The organism is Microbulbifer variabilis, assembly GCF_020524905.1.
GTDB classification, from domain to species: Bacteria; Pseudomonadota; Gammaproteobacteria; order Pseudomonadales; family Cellvibrionaceae; genus Microbulbifer; species Microbulbifer variabilis_A.
The window spans coordinates 618,987-632,666 of the sequence record NZ_JAIVKI010000001.1 but is presented as its reverse complement, the minus strand read 5'-3'; the positions used below and the strand labels follow the sequence as shown (position 1 = coordinate 632,666).

At 50.1% G+C, this 13,680-nt stretch carries 12 protein-coding genes; 4 read left to right on the top strand and 8 right to left on the bottom strand.

Annotation, left to right across the window (positions count from 1 at the left end; translation table 11 throughout):
- Positions 1 to 9: 9 nt before the first annotated feature.
- Positions 10 to 636: a DUF2799 domain-containing protein gene (locus tag LC073_RS02660; RefSeq protein ID WP_226643100.1), complete on the top strand. Its 627-nt coding sequence runs from the start codon at positions 10 to 12 to the stop codon at positions 634 to 636.
- Positions 637 to 891: 255 nt separating this feature from the next.
- On the opposite strand, the gene arfB is transcribed toward LC073_RS02660, so the two are convergent.
- Positions 892 to 1,299 carry an alternative ribosome rescue aminoacyl-tRNA hydrolase ArfB gene (arfB, locus tag LC073_RS02655; RefSeq protein ID WP_226643097.1) on the bottom strand — a complete coding sequence of 136 codons (408 nt, stop codon included), beginning with the start codon at positions 1,297 to 1,299 and terminating at the stop codon, positions 892 to 894.
- 436 nt (positions 1,300 to 1,735) lie between these two features.
- Here arfB and LC073_RS02650 point away from each other — a divergent pair, with 436 nt between their 5' ends.
- The 3 genes from LC073_RS02650 (at position 1,736) to LC073_RS02640 (ending at position 5,246) form a co-directional block, all read left to right on the top strand.
- Positions 1,736 to 4,093 carry an autotransporter outer membrane beta-barrel domain-containing protein gene (locus tag LC073_RS02650; RefSeq protein WP_226643095.1) on the top strand — a complete coding sequence of 786 codons (2,358 nt, stop codon included), beginning with the start codon at positions 1,736 to 1,738 and terminating at the stop codon, positions 4,091 to 4,093.
- A gap of 130 nt (positions 4,094 to 4,223) precedes the next feature.
- Complete coding sequence (locus LC073_RS02645; RefSeq protein ID WP_226643093.1) at positions 4,224 to 4,742, top strand: GNAT family N-acetyltransferase; 519 nt, start codon at positions 4,224 to 4,226, stop codon at positions 4,740 to 4,742.
- Between the two features lie 213 nt (positions 4,743 to 4,955).
- Positions 4,956 to 5,246: a DUF1540 domain-containing protein gene (locus LC073_RS02640; RefSeq protein WP_226643092.1), complete on the top strand. Its 291-nt coding sequence runs from the start codon at positions 4,956 to 4,958 to the stop codon at positions 5,244 to 5,246.
- 82 nt (positions 5,247 to 5,328) lie between these two features.
- On the opposite strand, the gene LC073_RS02635 is transcribed toward LC073_RS02640, so the two are convergent.
- From LC073_RS02635 to mltB, 7 genes are all read right to left on the bottom strand, one after another.
- A complete protein-coding gene (locus tag LC073_RS02635; RefSeq protein ID WP_226643090.1) occupies positions 5,329 to 7,044 on the bottom strand; it encodes an AMP-binding protein in 1,716 nt (571 codons plus the stop codon).
- 943 nt (positions 7,045 to 7,987) lie between these two features.
- Positions 7,988 to 8,971, bottom strand: a complete 984-nt coding sequence (gene lipA / locus LC073_RS02630; RefSeq protein WP_226643088.1) for a lipoyl synthase — start codon at positions 8,969 to 8,971, stop codon at positions 7,988 to 7,990.
- The gene (gene lipB / locus LC073_RS02625) at positions 8,964 to 9,665 is read right to left on the bottom strand and encodes a lipoyl(octanoyl) transferase LipB (RefSeq protein WP_226643087.1); all 702 of its coding nucleotides are present in this window, start codon (positions 9,663 to 9,665) and stop codon (positions 8,964 to 8,966) included. The genes lipA and lipB overlap by 8 nt, the downstream gene beginning before the upstream one ends.
- Complete coding sequence (locus LC073_RS02620; RefSeq protein WP_226643086.1) at positions 9,665 to 9,946, bottom strand: YbeD family protein; 282 nt, start codon at positions 9,944 to 9,946, stop codon at positions 9,665 to 9,667. The genes lipB and LC073_RS02620 overlap by 1 nt, the downstream gene beginning before the upstream one ends.
- Positions 9,947 to 10,125: 179 nt before the next feature.
- Positions 10,126 to 11,271 carry a D-alanyl-D-alanine carboxypeptidase family protein gene (locus tag LC073_RS02615; protein ID WP_226643085.1) on the bottom strand — a complete coding sequence of 382 codons (1,146 nt, stop codon included), beginning with the start codon at positions 11,269 to 11,271 and terminating at the stop codon, positions 10,126 to 10,128.
- A 377-nt stretch (positions 11,272 to 11,648) separates the two neighbouring features.
- Positions 11,649 to 12,515 carry a septal ring lytic transglycosylase RlpA family protein gene (locus LC073_RS21775; RefSeq protein ID WP_319004701.1) on the bottom strand — a complete coding sequence of 289 codons (867 nt, stop codon included), beginning with the start codon at positions 12,513 to 12,515 and terminating at the stop codon, positions 11,649 to 11,651.
- 148 nt (positions 12,516 to 12,663) lie between these two features.
- On the bottom strand, positions 12,664 to 13,674 hold the full coding sequence (gene mltB, locus LC073_RS02605) for a lytic murein transglycosylase B (RefSeq protein ID WP_226643084.1): 1,011 nt from the start codon (positions 13,672 to 13,674) through the stop codon (positions 12,664 to 12,666).
- Positions 13,675 to 13,680: the final 6 nt, after the last annotated feature.

Here is a 13,680-nt window from a genome sequence, read left to right as displayed (position 1 = left end):
GAAGTAGCAGTGAAGCTAAGATTTGGAACCCTCTCTCTGATCACCCTTATCCTCTTGAGCGCCGGGTGCGCCACCATGAGTGAAGATGAGTGTCATATGGCTGACTGGCAGGCACTGGGTTATGAAGACGGGGCCGAGGGAAGAGAGCTGAGTTACATGGGTAAGCGGCGTGAATCTTGCGCAAAGTATGGTGTTCAGCTCAATGCCAGCACCTATCGTATTGGGCGGGATGAGGGCCTGGAACTATTTTGCACGGAGCTACGCGGCTTCTCTGAAGGGCGCTCAGGGGAAAACTACGCCGGCGTCTGCCCAGCAGGCCTGGAAGGGCTCTTCTTGAAGGGCTATGGAACTGGCAGGGATCTTTTTGTTGCCAAAAGTGCAGTGGAAGAAATAGAGGCGGCTATTCATGATCGGGAACTTGAGCGCGAGCATCTATTAGATGATATGACTGAATTAGGTGCCCTGCTGGTGGGCGATGAAGCAACTCGTGATGAGCGAGTTACAATGCTGGCCGACATTGCACGTTTTAAAGTACGCCACACCGAATTAGAGTTAGAGATTGACGACCTGAGGTTCGAGCTGACGCAAAGGCGTATGGAGTACCAACATTTGCTGGCTAGCTCCCCCTATCCTTAATAAAAAACTGTATACAAGTGGGTGGAAGCAACGAGTATCTAGTCTCCAAGCACTCTGTGAATATTTCCCGGCTCACCTGAAACGGGGGCCAAGTATCACAGAGTTTTGAGTACACTATCTACCCTTCTTTCCCTCATCATATAAATAATCGATGTACAGCCGTATATGAGTGATTTATCAATTCACAATGCTTGCGAAAGCGCTTTTTCACATCACAAATTGATACCGACTCCCTGATACAAATTTTCTTCCGATTTAGTCCCTCACCTTTCCTCGCATGGCCTTTACTAGCGAACGACGATTTTTACTTTGCAACCGCCGCTCCTTTGATCCACGGCTGGGCTTTGTCGCTATACGCGGCTTATGCACTCTAGACACCTGTTCAATCAACTGTTGCAAGCGCTCCAAGGCATCCGTTCGATTCTTCTCTTGAGTGCGGAAACGCTGCGCTTTAATAATCACAATGCCATCGGTAGAAACTCTCTGGTCCCGCAATTGGAGCAGTCGGGATTTTATTTCCTCGGGAAGTGAAGAGTTTTTGATATCAAAGCGCAAGTGAATCGCACTGGAGACTTTATTTACATTCTGGCCACCCGCCCCCTGAGCTCTGACAGCACTAATCTGCACATCAGCCGGATCGACCTTTAACCGGGCATTTAACATATTTTCAGATCCAAGATTCAGTCAATAACTACCAAGGAGAATACCCATATTTTACCGAAACTCTCGATTCGCTGGAGGGGAATACCTTGCGGTACTCGGGTACCTGTCACTCAAGTAAAAACACTTGCCCTCCCTCGAAATAAGTCGCACCATGCAGCGAGCAATTAAAGAGCAGTAGCGCATTTACCTAAAAACCATCATTCAGTACTATTGCGCCACTTTGTAGCGTGCCTCAAGGCCATCTCAACACAGAGGTGACCAAGCAGCCAGCCACTTTACCCGTGACTTATTTTATTGTTCGGGTCAATCCGCTAGTATTGCCGAGTTTCCTTGAGGTACAGGAACAAAAACAATAAAAGATGCACGCCCAGTTGTTTCCTCTGGATTCCTCCCGATGTCTCCGCGGGTGTGCGATTACCGCGACTAGGAGAAAACCATGCCCAACGCCAAACGCAGCCTTGCGGCGGCTATTGCACTTGCATCCCTCACCAGCGTTTCTGCAATTGCAGAAGAATCGGCCTTCAGCCAGGTTATTGCTTTTGGTGACAGCCTCACCGACGTAGGCAACTACGATGTATTCACTAATGGTGGCGATGCAAACGATATCGCTATTAATATCCTGTCTCAAAATTTGGGACTGGGTTCTTTAACAGCATCCTGTGCTGGTATGCAATCTTCTCTTTGCCTTCCCAGTATTAATCCAGAACTGATGACTGACCCCGCTAAGCTTGAAGCAGATGTTTCACTGCAGGTTATGGACGGAGTCAACAAAGCAGGGTCCGTTTGGGCTGTTGGTGGCCACAAAGCTGCTGACGTACTGATGAATATTATTGGTACCGAAAGCTACATGGCTTTTCTTCAAGCTAATGGCTTAGATGCTGATGTCAACCGACATAACCTTCTTAACGCTTTTATGCCAAAAGTAGGTGCCGATGGAAAACCGGCCTACCCAGACATGCAATTGGCTAACCTACTAAAACAGAAGTTAACAGAAGCTGGGACCTACGCTGCTATGGCAAAAGCAGCGGCTGCACAAGGTGATTTCGCCACCGCTGCAGGATATCAACAACAAGCATTAGATGCCAAAGTTGAAGCTGATCAAGCTCTGGAAGATTTAGGCACCTATGGCAACCCACACCCTCTGGGTAGAGGTTACTTGGAAACCACTTTTGGAGCCGCCGATGCTAACGCCCTTTACTGGGTAAATGGTGGCGGCAACGATCTGCTCACAGGCTTCAAGAAAGTCTCTTCTGGCGATATGACCATGGAAGAGGCCACCACAGAAATTGGCATCGCCACAGCAATGATGGCAACGGCAGCTGGCGCACTCTCTGGTGCCGGTGCCAACTATATATTGGTATCTAATGTTCCCGATATCAGCAAAACCCCTGCTGTTTATGCAGCCGTTTATAAGGAAGTTTTCACTGAGCTGACCCAAGCAGTTGCTGCGGGCCAGATGACCCAGGAGCAAGCCGATGCAGCTTTGCCTGCCGCTATCGATGAAGTACTAATAGAGGCCAGCAAAGCCTCTGAAGCCTTTAACGCCAGCCTGCTAGCCCAAGCTAAAGATATCGACGGCGTGCTGATGGTGGATCAAGCTGGCCTGCTGAAAGTCGCTCTGAATAATGCCGGCCAATTGGGCCTGTCTGCCGAATTTGATCAAAGCCAATTCTGCTATGACGGCAGTGGCGGTGAATGCATCGAGCATCCTGTCTACGGCATTAGCCAGGACACTGCAGACGCTTCCAAGCTCATCTTCAACGATACCGTACACCCCACCCAGGTTGGCCAGCAGGTTCTTGCCGACTACTACACCGCTATTGTGAATGCCGCCCAAGTGGCCGGCCAGCTTCCGGACATTGGCGCCCAAGCTGCCCGCACTCATATCAACACGTTGGATGAAAATCTGGTTGGTGTTCGCTACAGCCAGGCTCAAACTGCGGTGTTCGCTGGCAGCGTTTTCGGTGATATCGACTACGACAACAGCTTTGCTGCGGATATGAGCGGCGATAGTAACGCCAACCTGATCGGTATGACCTACGCTCTGCGTGACAACCTGGAACTGGGCTTCGCGGTTAGCCGCTCCGACATCGATGTGGACAATGCCCGTTCCGATATCGAGTCCACCTCCACCAACTACAGCCTGTTTGGCCGCTTCCATCACGATGTTTTCTTCGTGGAAGGTAGCATGACTCTGACCGATGTAGACTACGACCAGGTAAACCGCGCTCTGACCCTTGGCAACAGTTTTGCTTCCGAGCTGGAAGGTGATACCTCCGGTGAAAACACCACTCTGAGTCTGACTGTAGGTGCCAATCTGTTCAGCGAATCCAGCTACCAGCTTGGTCCCTTCATCGGTGTAACCCGAGCTACCATGGAAGTTGACGGCTATACCGAGAAGGCTATCGAAGGCTTCACATATACCGATACCCAAGGCAATGAGTTTGACCCTCTGGGTATGAACTATGGCGACCAGGAGCGCGACTACAACACACTGCGCTTTGGGGCCTTCGCCAACAAGAGCTGGAACACCGTCAATGCTTACGCCCAGGTTTGGTATGAAGATACCAACGGAACTGACGACGACACCCTTGAGGTCGGCGTTAAGTCCATGGCTGGCAACTTGAATGCTATGCCTAGCTACTCCAGCGTCGATCAGGGCCTCTTTGATGACGGCATGGGTCTCATTGCCGGTATTCGCTGGCAGGCGGCTGATTCCCTCGCTTTGAGTGCTAATGTGACCTCACGCCCATCGGCTGAGCAAGCATCCGTCAATGTGACCTACCGTTTCTAATCCGGCTAGTGCTTCACAGCGTGCCCCCGAAAGGGGGCACAACTTCCCAGATACTTTTCCCTGTACCCTCCCGATACCCTAGCCAAACATAGCTCTCATAGGCAAAATAAACGCCTCCAGATCTCTCTGCATGACAAAATTCATGTTCCAACTAAATACGCCTAATTTAATACTACGTGAACTCTGCGAAGACGATGCTGAATTTATCCTTCAGCTTCTGAATGATGCCGATTTTTTGCGAAACATTGGCGATCGAAGAGTGCGCAACCTGAAGCAAGCACGCCAATATATCCAAAGTGGCCCCATGGCGATGTACCGAGAGCATCAATTCGGCCTTTATAAAGTCTCACTTCCAGACGGTACCAGCGTTGGCACCTGTGGATTGATCAAACGGGTAGGACTCGAAGATGTGGATATTGGCTTTGCTTTCCTGCCAGAGTATCGGGGAAGAGGGTATGCACAGGAAGCCGCGCGAGCGATTATGGTTTATGCCCGCGAGCAACTGGCACTGAAACGCATCGTTGCTATAGCGCGCCCTGATAATACCGCCTCGGTAAAACTTCTGGAAAAAATAGGCTTAAAAGCGGAGGGAAGAATTACCCTGCCGGGAGAAACCATTGAGTTGTTATTAATGGCCTGGGAAGCCTGAGATATCAGTAACTAGTAAAACCTATAAAAAAACTTATTTATAGTTTCAAAGGTAATTTAACCCATCCACCACACTAACAACAGTAAGAGCTAGTATTTTTTATCACCATACTGGCTTATACCAATACAAAATACCTTATAAAATCTATGGTTTCTCATTGACAGAGGGTGGGGCTGAACTAGTCTCCAACTTACTAACCAGGAGAAGACAGCCATGATTATCGCGACAGATATGCCTGAAGTGAGCAGATGTGCCGCAACTCAATGCGCATACAATGCCAACGACGCCTGCCATGCAAGAGCTATTACCATTGGTGAAGGCGCGGACCCAGATTGCGACACTTTCTTCACTAATTCCAAACACACCCGCAGTTCCCGCACCGCCGGTGTCGGAGCCTGTAAAATGGAAGACTGCAAGTTTAATGATGACTTCGAGTGCTCGGCAGACCGCATAGAGGTCGGACGTAATGGCAACTCAACAAATTGCCTGAGCTATACCCACTGAGCAGACTTAAATAGTAAACCTCAATAAAAAAGCCCGATAGTAGCTTACTATTGGGCTTTTTAACTTTAGAAATTAAGCCGTCTTAATCGACTGCCTGCAGATCTGGCTGAATTTTTTGCGAAGCTTGAACATCTCGAGACTCCCAAACCACTCCCTTGGTATCAGCATATTGCTTAAACAATGGTTGATAATGGGATTCCAGCACTTTTCGCTTAATTTTAAGGGTCGGAGTCAGGAATTCATTGAGTGGGGTCCACTCCTCTTTACAGATAAAGATTGCCCGAATGCGCTCATGGTGTGGCAGGCGTTCATTAACTGATTCGAGCACACGCCGAAGCTGTTCATTGACGTCAGCTCTCGGCAGCTTTTCTGCAGACTCTGATAAAGTTGCCAGCATCACCGGCTGATCCATACCGTGCCCCAGCACACAAAGTTGTGCCAGAAGGGTCTCATTACCGAAATGTCCTTCCAACAAGCTGGGCTGGATAAACTTACCTTTACTGGTTTTAAAGGTTTCTGAGATACGGCCGGTAATATGTAGCAGACCCTTCTCATCGATAAAACCTGAATCCCCTGTGTGGTAATAACCATCACGAATGGCTTCAGCGGTTTTCTCCGGCTCTAAATAGTAGCCTTTCATCAGAGAGCCACTCTTGAAGAGAATTTCGCCCTCATCAGAAATTTTTACCTCGCAGCCATGATAAGGCTTGCCTACAGTGCCTGGTACCGGGTCCTCGCCTGGCATAACAAAGCAGCCATAAATAAAGTTTTCCGTCATCCCATAGCCATCGGCTATCTGCATGCCCATACGCTCATACCAGCGCAGCAACTCAATGGAAATAGGCGAGGCCCCACTTACTAGCATTCGTGCCTGATCCAATCCGAGCCCGGCACGCACCTTATTTTTCAACCAGCTATTCAGACCAGGGATACGCAGCAGTACATTTTGCAGTGCAGGTGGAATCTTCTCATCGATCCCCTCCTTAAACTTGGTCCACAGCCTGGGAACCGAGAAAAACATAGTCGGTTTGGTACGCTGCAAGTCTTCCAGGAATGTATCCAAGGATTCAGGGAAATGTACCGGCGTACCCGAGTAGAGGCAGTGGAATTCCACTAGGATTCGCTCTGCGGCATGGGCCAACGGTAAATAAGAGAACACACGGTCGCTCTCATTAAAGCCATAACCACGGATCATATTAGGCACAACAAACACCACCGACGACCAAGTGTGCATCACACCCTTGGGGTTACCGGTAGTGCCAGAGGTGTACATAATGGTGAAGAGGTCATCTTCAGAAAAAACAGGACTCTCTTCATAACGCTCGCTGGAGGCGATAACGGCTTCCAACTCTTCATTACAATGAATTTCACAGCGCTGTATCGCTACAGAAGGTAGGGTGTCCGCGACCTCCTGCAGGGCCACATTGTTATCAGTCGCTCCACAAAATAGCAGTTTCGACTCGGAGTGTTGCAAAACATAAGACATGGAAGAGGCGGATTGCCCCGGGTACAAAGGTACGCTGACCATACCGGCGAGCATGATACCCACATCGACAATAATCCAGTCAGCACAGTTCTTACCGTGAATTGCAATACGGTCACCTGGCTCGAAACGGCTACGCAGGTAACCAGCGATACGCCTGGCCCTGTCCATTACTTCACGCCAGGTATAGTCCTGCCACTGCCGACACTGCATCTGGCGAAGGAATACTGTTTCCGGCTCTTCGGACTCTCTCTTATAGAGAAGCTCCAATGGCTGCAGGCCCTTCACCTTCTCGTATCGCTCTTCCGGGGTCATCGCTTTCTCTCTCATTATTGTGTTTATTGTGGTCTTATGCTGAACAGCGCTGAAAGGACCTGCACCCAGGTACTAGCAACGGCTGAATTCCAGCTAGCCGGCTCATTAAAACGAAAAACCAAATCATCATTTTAGGGCGCTCTGATCAGCTTCTATATTCAAGATAGAGTCGATACGGAAATAAAGGTTTGCATCGGCTTATCGTAATTATTCGGCCTAAAGTTACTGAATATGCCCCTCCAGTGCAATTCCAAAACTACAGCACAACAAATACTAGCCACGTAGAAGTGTAGACTACCTAGTCTATTGACAAGATAAGTTATATTAATCCGTCATTTCAATAAAAAAGGGGAAAAACTATCTACCGAATCCTGATTGAAAGGTATAAGCAGAATCTGGGTGAATTTAAGGTATAGCTAACTACCAATGTTTTGAAAAATGAAGACTGTTTTTATCCAAAAACATTCACGTTCATTAGAAACCTCCTCAATACCACCTAATTATTTCACCAAGCCTCTCTGTAAAATCCTTCAAATTACGAAAAATCTCCTTTTCAGCCTAAAGATTTAGACATACCTCCAAAAAGACAAAGGGAAAACATAGTTTTTCTTAAGATTGATTAAGATAGGGATATCTGCTCAAGAACATAGAGGCATGCCTTTACCTCACAACCTTCACAGAGAGCCTCTTTATTTTTTTACCCAAAAAAAACAAGTAGAAAATTATGGGTAGATAAACCAAAAAATAATTTGAAAAATTTCTCAGACATTCTCAAAAGCAAAAAAGTTTTTACTTGAAGCAAAGATAATTATAAAAACCTTCAATAGGAAAAAACTGTAGGCAATGGAATTAGGAAAGATAATACGGAGGAGACAATTAGATAAACATATGAGAATTCATAAAAAAAGGGGAAAGCGCGATGCCCTCCCCTTTAATTTAACTCTTAACTTACCTTCTCTCCATGAGCCTGCTTATCCGCATGGTAAGAGGAACGCACCAGCGGGCCGCAAGCGGCGTGCTTGAATCCGATTTGCTCGGCGTATCGACGGTATTCTTCAAATTCATCGGGATGGACATAGCGCTGCACTGGTAAATGTTCTTTACTCGGCTGTAGATACTGGCCAATGGTGAGCATGTCGATATCGTGCTCGCGCATATCGTCCATTACCTGGAAAATTTCTTCCTTCTCCTCACCCAGGCCTACCATCAAACCAGACTTAGTCAGCACATCCGGGCGGCGTTTTTTGTATTCCTGCAACAGCTTAAGGGACCAGTTGTAATTGGCACCGGGGCGGGACTCGCGGTACAAGCGCGGCACGGTTTCCAAATTATGGTTGAAAACATCCGGTGCCTGCTGCTCGAGGATATCCAGAGCTATGTCCATACGTCCGCGGAAATCCGGAGTCAGGATTTCCACTTGTAGGTTCGGGGAAAGCTGGCGTGCTTCGCGAATACATTCGGCAAAATGCTGGGCACCACCATCGCGCAGGTCATCTCGGTCCACCGAAGTAATAACCACGTAACGCAAGCTCATAGCGGCAATGGCCTCAGCCAGGTTCTTGGGCTCTTCCGGGTCCAGAGGGTTCGGCTTACCGTGGCCAACATCACAGAAGGGGCAGCGGCGTGTACAGATTTCCCCCATGATCATAAAGGTGGCAGTACCACCACTAAAGCATTCACCCAGATTCGGACAGCTGGCTTCTTCACATACGGTAGAGAGCTTTTGTGAGCGCAAAATACTCTTGATACGATCCACTTCTTTTGAGGCAGGCACCTTTACCCGAATCCAATCTGGTTTGCGCAATACAGTGTCACTGGCAATCACCTTGACCGGAATACGCTCTACTTTTTCGCCATCACGCAGTTTCTCTCCCTGCTGTAGGCGGCGGGTGCGCTTTACCGGCACCAGATCGGGTTTATCAGCCATTACTCAATTCCTGCTGTTCCGCGCTCAGTTGCGCCAATACGTTTTCTTCTAACGGCTGCCACTCCGCCGGGGACAGCTCCAAAGTGAGCAGTAACTCACGCACAAAATTTTCCGCTACCTGTTGCCAAGTGGGAGCCTGTGGCAACAACTCGGCCATCTGCACCATTTGCATGCCGGCATAACCGCAGGGGTTAATTCGGAGGAAGGGGGCCAGGTCCATATCGATATTGATGGCAATACCGTGAAAACTACAGCCTCGACGTACGCGCAGACCAATGGAGGCAATTTTGTTGCCACTGCGAGGCCCCTCTAACAAGTAAACCCCTGGCGCATCGGCGCGGGGAGCAGCTGCGATGCCAAAGGCTGACAACATCGCTACGGTGGCCTTTTCCAGGGCAGTCACCAGATCGCGCACGCCAATTTTGGCGCGGCGTAAATCCAATAGCGGGTAGACAACCAGCTGGCCGGGGCCGTGATAGGTTACCTGACCACCGCGGTCCACCTGTACCACTGGAATATCGCCGGTATTCAGCAGATGCTCCGCCTTGCCGGCCTGCCCCTGGGTAAATACCGGTTGATGCTCTACACACCAAACTTCATCCGCACTGTTTTCATCGCGAAGATCGGTGTATCGAGACATAGCGCGCCAGACGGTCTCGTAATCCCGCCGGGCAAGATTGCGAACAATGGTCATTAAAGCACCATATGCACCGCGGGATGTACTTTCAGTTCCTCAAAGAGAGCTTTGAGCTGATCCTCACCGGTTGCGAGGATAAAGAAAGTCACAGAAGTAAATTTGCCGGTACTGCTTTCACGCAGGGTAATGCGCTCTTCATCCAGGCCAGGGGCGTGGCGGCGCATGACTTCCAGCACGAACTGGTGCGCTTCATCATTAGCGTCACGCACCACTTTGACCATATAGTCTTCACAAGGGAATTCTATCTTCGGGGGTTTCTGGTTGGGATCTTGACTCATACCACTCTCCGGGACCGGCCTATAGACATTGAGAAAAGCTTAGGTGCAGCAGCCAGGCGGCGATTATACAGCGAGCGCAGAGCAGTGGACAGGGAATGGCGGAGGAACTGGTCAGAGATGTGGGCGAGCCGGCCAAGGGGGCACTATTGCCGCCCCTAGCTAGTCAACATTGAGCAAATTTAATTGAAAAAGCCCATAACAAAACGCTTGATGGAATCCCACATGCGCTTAAAGAAGCCTGCGCGTTCAACCTCTTCTGCAGCGACGGCTTTCACATCAGCGACTGTCTCGCCATCAAGAGTCACTACAACCTTACCAACTGGCTGGCCTTTCTCGACCGGGGCTTCCAACTCGCCATCTACGATTAGATCCGCCTTGATATCCTCTTCACCGCCACGAGGAATAGTGACAAAAATATCTTTCTCAACCGCGATGCCTACGCTGGGCTCCTTACCGCCCCAGACACGCTCATTCTGCAGTACTTCACCCTGGCCATATACTTTGTGAGTCTGGTAGTAGCGGAAACCGTAGGCCAGGAGCTTCTGGGTTTCTGAGGCGCGCTTTTCATCACTGTCAGTACCCACCACAATGGCAATCAGGCGCATGCCGCGCTTCATTGCAGAAGCTACCAGGCAGTAACCGGCCTCTTCAGTATGTCCTGTTTTGATACCATCCACGGCGGAATCACGCCACAGTAGACGATTGCGGTTGGGCTGGTTAATACCTGAGTAACTGAAATATTTCTCCGAGTAGATATCGTAGTGCTCGGGGTGGTTGGCGATCAGGGCGCGCGCCAGGATGCCTAAATCACGAGCGGTAGTCAGGTGACCCTCCGCCGGCCAACCGGTGGCATTGACGAAATGAGTATTCTCCATACCCAGAAGCTCAGCCTGCTGGTTCATCACCTCGGCGAAAACTTCTTCACTACCAGAGACGTGCTCAGCCAAGGCAATACTGGCATCGTTGCCAGACTGGATGATAACGCCGCGCATCAGGTCCATCACCGGCACCTGATCTCCGACCTTAACGAACATCTTCGAGCCGCCCTTGCGCCAGGCCTTCTCGGAGATACGTACCTTGTCATCTTCTTTGATGCTGCCTTTGAGCATTTCTTCGGAGACAACATAGGCCGTCATCATTTTAGTTAGGCTGGCGGGGGGTACCTCTTTATCGGCCTCCTGTTCCACCAACACCTGACCGGTATTGGCATCCACAAGCAGGTATGAGGTGGCTGCCAGCTGGGGCGGAGCCGGAATGAGTGATTGCGCCTGGGCCAGGCCCGCACAAAGCAACAAAAAAGAGCAGGCGATAATCCGTGTGATCATGATGAGAGTCTCGTTAATCCTCGTGTTCGTTGGCTGGCTGTTAACCCATTACTTATTTTAAGCGATTAATTCACGGCAAAGGTTTGTCACCAAATACCGCGAGCCAGTAATACATACAAAATACAAGAAAATTCGCGCCAGTGCGCAGTATTTTGTGAACGACCATTTCTATGACCGTTGAGTCCAGCAGCAGTCATTTGCTTCCGGGTAAAGGCCTTGTACCCCATCTAGAATTAAAGACTGGCTATCCAAAACCCTTCAATATCCTGCGAAAACAGCACAGATGTAGAAATTACAGCTGACTATGGATGACAGTAATGCTTCTCCAAAAACTTAAATATTCGCCACTCATTCCGCTCAGTTTTCGAAGCATGGCCTTATTCATACACTACTTGGGGGTCTCCCAGTTGATTCTTTTGCACAGCTTCCCGCGCATTAGCCAGGGCCCGCTGCTGGGAAATCGGCCCTATGCGCACCCGGTAAAACTGCTTGCCACTACGCTCAACCGGACTGACAGAAACAGGATAGTCAATTGCTGCCGCCAAGCGAGCCCGGACTTTCTCAGCCTGGGCTGGATCGCTGTAAGCCCCAACCTGCAGGAAAGTATTTTCCGGTAGGCGGATACTGGCATCCTGTGGCAGGCCGCCACGGACATCACCGGCCAAAAGAGTTTCAGTGACAGGTGGCAGAGTATTGGGGTCCAGCGCTTCCACCTCGACACGGGCAACGCCTTTATTCACATAGCCCAGTTTCTGTGCGGCGGTATAGCTCAGGTCGATAATTCGGCCCTGGACAAAAGGACCGCGGTCATTGATGCGCACAATTATGCTGCGTCCATTATCCAGATTCGTCACCTTGGCATAACTGGGCAAGGGTAGGGTTTTGTGGGCCGCAGACATGGCATACATATTATAAACTTCACCATTGGCAGTGCGCCGCCCGTGAAACTTGGTGCCATACCAGGACGCCTTGCCCCGCTCTTTGTAGCCTTTGACGGCGGTGCGTACGTGATAAGTAACACCGTTGACCCTATAGGGGGTTTTATTGCCGGCTGGTCCAATTGGCTCCCGCACAGGTGTAGGTTCCGGCGCGGCGAGCATATTCACGGGTGCAGCTGGACCGCTATCCTTAACGCTATCGAAATCTCGCTCGTCCTGTTTAGCCGGCTTGATTTGCGGGCCGCCACAAGCGACCAAAAACAAAGCGGCGAGTAGAAAGACTCGCCGTATATTGCGTTGAAACATACCCCCCCAGCGTGCGGCAACTTCAGGCTACCGTCTCCAAGCTGTTGTTATCTATTACTGCTCAGTGAAACAGAAAAATTTTGATTACGTCTATTGCCATTAGTTCCCCAATGCTGGCAAATTTTCTCAAGGATTATTCGTATAATACTCAGCTTTTTCCGCCGCGCGCTTTGACAACTTCCTGAGCCAACTCATTCACCGCCATAGCGTACAGGCGGCTGCGATTATAGGTAGTAATGGTGGAGAAGTTGTTGAGCCCCAGCCAATATTGTTTGCCCTGTTCAGTCTGCAGAGAGAAAACAATCGCGGGCATCTCCGGCGCAACCTGACTGGTCGCATTGAAACCCTTTTCAGCCAACTCGCCTACAGTCAACTCGGGCTGCAAGGTATCGTTGACAATCGTCATATCCGCATTGGGACGCGGACTGGCCAACACGGTAACCGGTTCACCAGGCTTCCAACCATGCCTGGCCAGGTAATTGGCAACACTGCCAATCGCATCCGAGGTGTCCTCCCAGATATCCACCTTGCCATCGCCACTGAAATCTACTGCATAGGCTCGATAGCTTGAGGGCATAAATTGGCCATAGCCCATGGCGCCCGCATAGGAGCCTTTCAGGGCAAGGGGGTCCATACCCTGGTCACGAGTTAGGAGCAGGTAGTTTTCCAGCTCCTTGGTAAAAAATTCCGAGCGGCGAGGGTAATTGAAGGCCAGGGTGGAGAGCGCATCGAGCACCCGATAGCCGCCCATATTGCCACCATAACGGGTCTCAATACCGATAATTGCGACGATAACCTCAGCCGGCACACCGTACTTTTTCTCGGCCTCCGCCAGGGCTTCGGCATTCTTATCCCAAAAATCCACACCGCCGGCAATGCTCTGTGGTGTCAGGAAAAGCTTCTTATATTCATACCAAGGCTTGGCCTTTTCCGCGGGGCGTTTGATTGCCTTGAGGATGGAGTCTTTACGCTTGGCATTGCGCATCAGCTCCTGCATCTCTTTGCGGTCAAACTGATGCTCTTGCACCATATATTCGACAAACTTTTGCGCTTCGGCATTATCGCCGTGGCCGGGCTCCTGTGCACAGGCTGCCAGCACCAGCCCCACCCCAATCAAAAGTCCCGAGGTCCACTTCAAAACCACCGCTCCTATCTTCATCTCGCG

What these genes read in the sequence shown, in the direction of transcription:
- arfB (WP_226643097.1), bottom strand. Translation starts at nt 1,299, where the DNA reads ATGTTAAATGCCCGGTTAAAGGTCGATCCGGCTGATGTGCAGATTAGT.
- LC073_RS02650 (WP_226643095.1), top strand. Translation starts at nt 1,736, where the DNA reads ATGCCCAACGCCAAACGCAGCCTTGCGGCGGCTATTGCACTTGCATCC.
- LC073_RS02645 (WP_226643093.1), top strand. Translation starts at nt 4,224, where the DNA reads ATGACAAAATTCATGTTCCAACTAAATACGCCTAATTTAATACTACGT.
- LC073_RS02640 (WP_226643092.1), top strand. Translation starts at nt 4,956, where the DNA reads ATGATTATCGCGACAGATATGCCTGAAGTGAGCAGATGTGCCGCAACT.
- LC073_RS02635 (WP_226643090.1), bottom strand. Translation starts at nt 7,044, where the DNA reads ATGACCCCGGAAGAGCGATACGAGAAGGTGAAGGGCCTGCAGCCATTG.
- lipA (WP_226643088.1), bottom strand. Translation starts at nt 8,971, where the DNA reads ATGGCTGATAAACCCGATCTGGTGCCGGTAAAGCGCACCCGCCGCCTA.
- lipB (WP_226643087.1), bottom strand. Translation starts at nt 9,665, where the DNA reads ATGACCATTGTTCGCAATCTTGCCCGGCGGGATTACGAGACCGTCTGG.
- LC073_RS02620 (WP_226643086.1), bottom strand. Translation starts at nt 9,946, where the DNA reads ATGAGTCAAGATCCCAACCAGAAACCCCCGAAGATAGAATTCCCTTGT.
- LC073_RS02615 (WP_226643085.1), bottom strand. Translation starts at nt 11,271, where the DNA reads ATGATCACACGGATTATCGCCTGCTCTTTTTTGTTGCTTTGTGCGGGC.
- LC073_RS21775 (WP_319004701.1), bottom strand. Translation starts at nt 12,515, where the DNA reads ATGTTTCAACGCAATATACGGCGAGTCTTTCTACTCGCCGCTTTGTTT.
- mltB (WP_226643084.1), bottom strand. Translation starts at nt 13,674, where the DNA reads ATGAAGATAGGAGCGGTGGTTTTGAAGTGGACCTCGGGACTTTTGATT.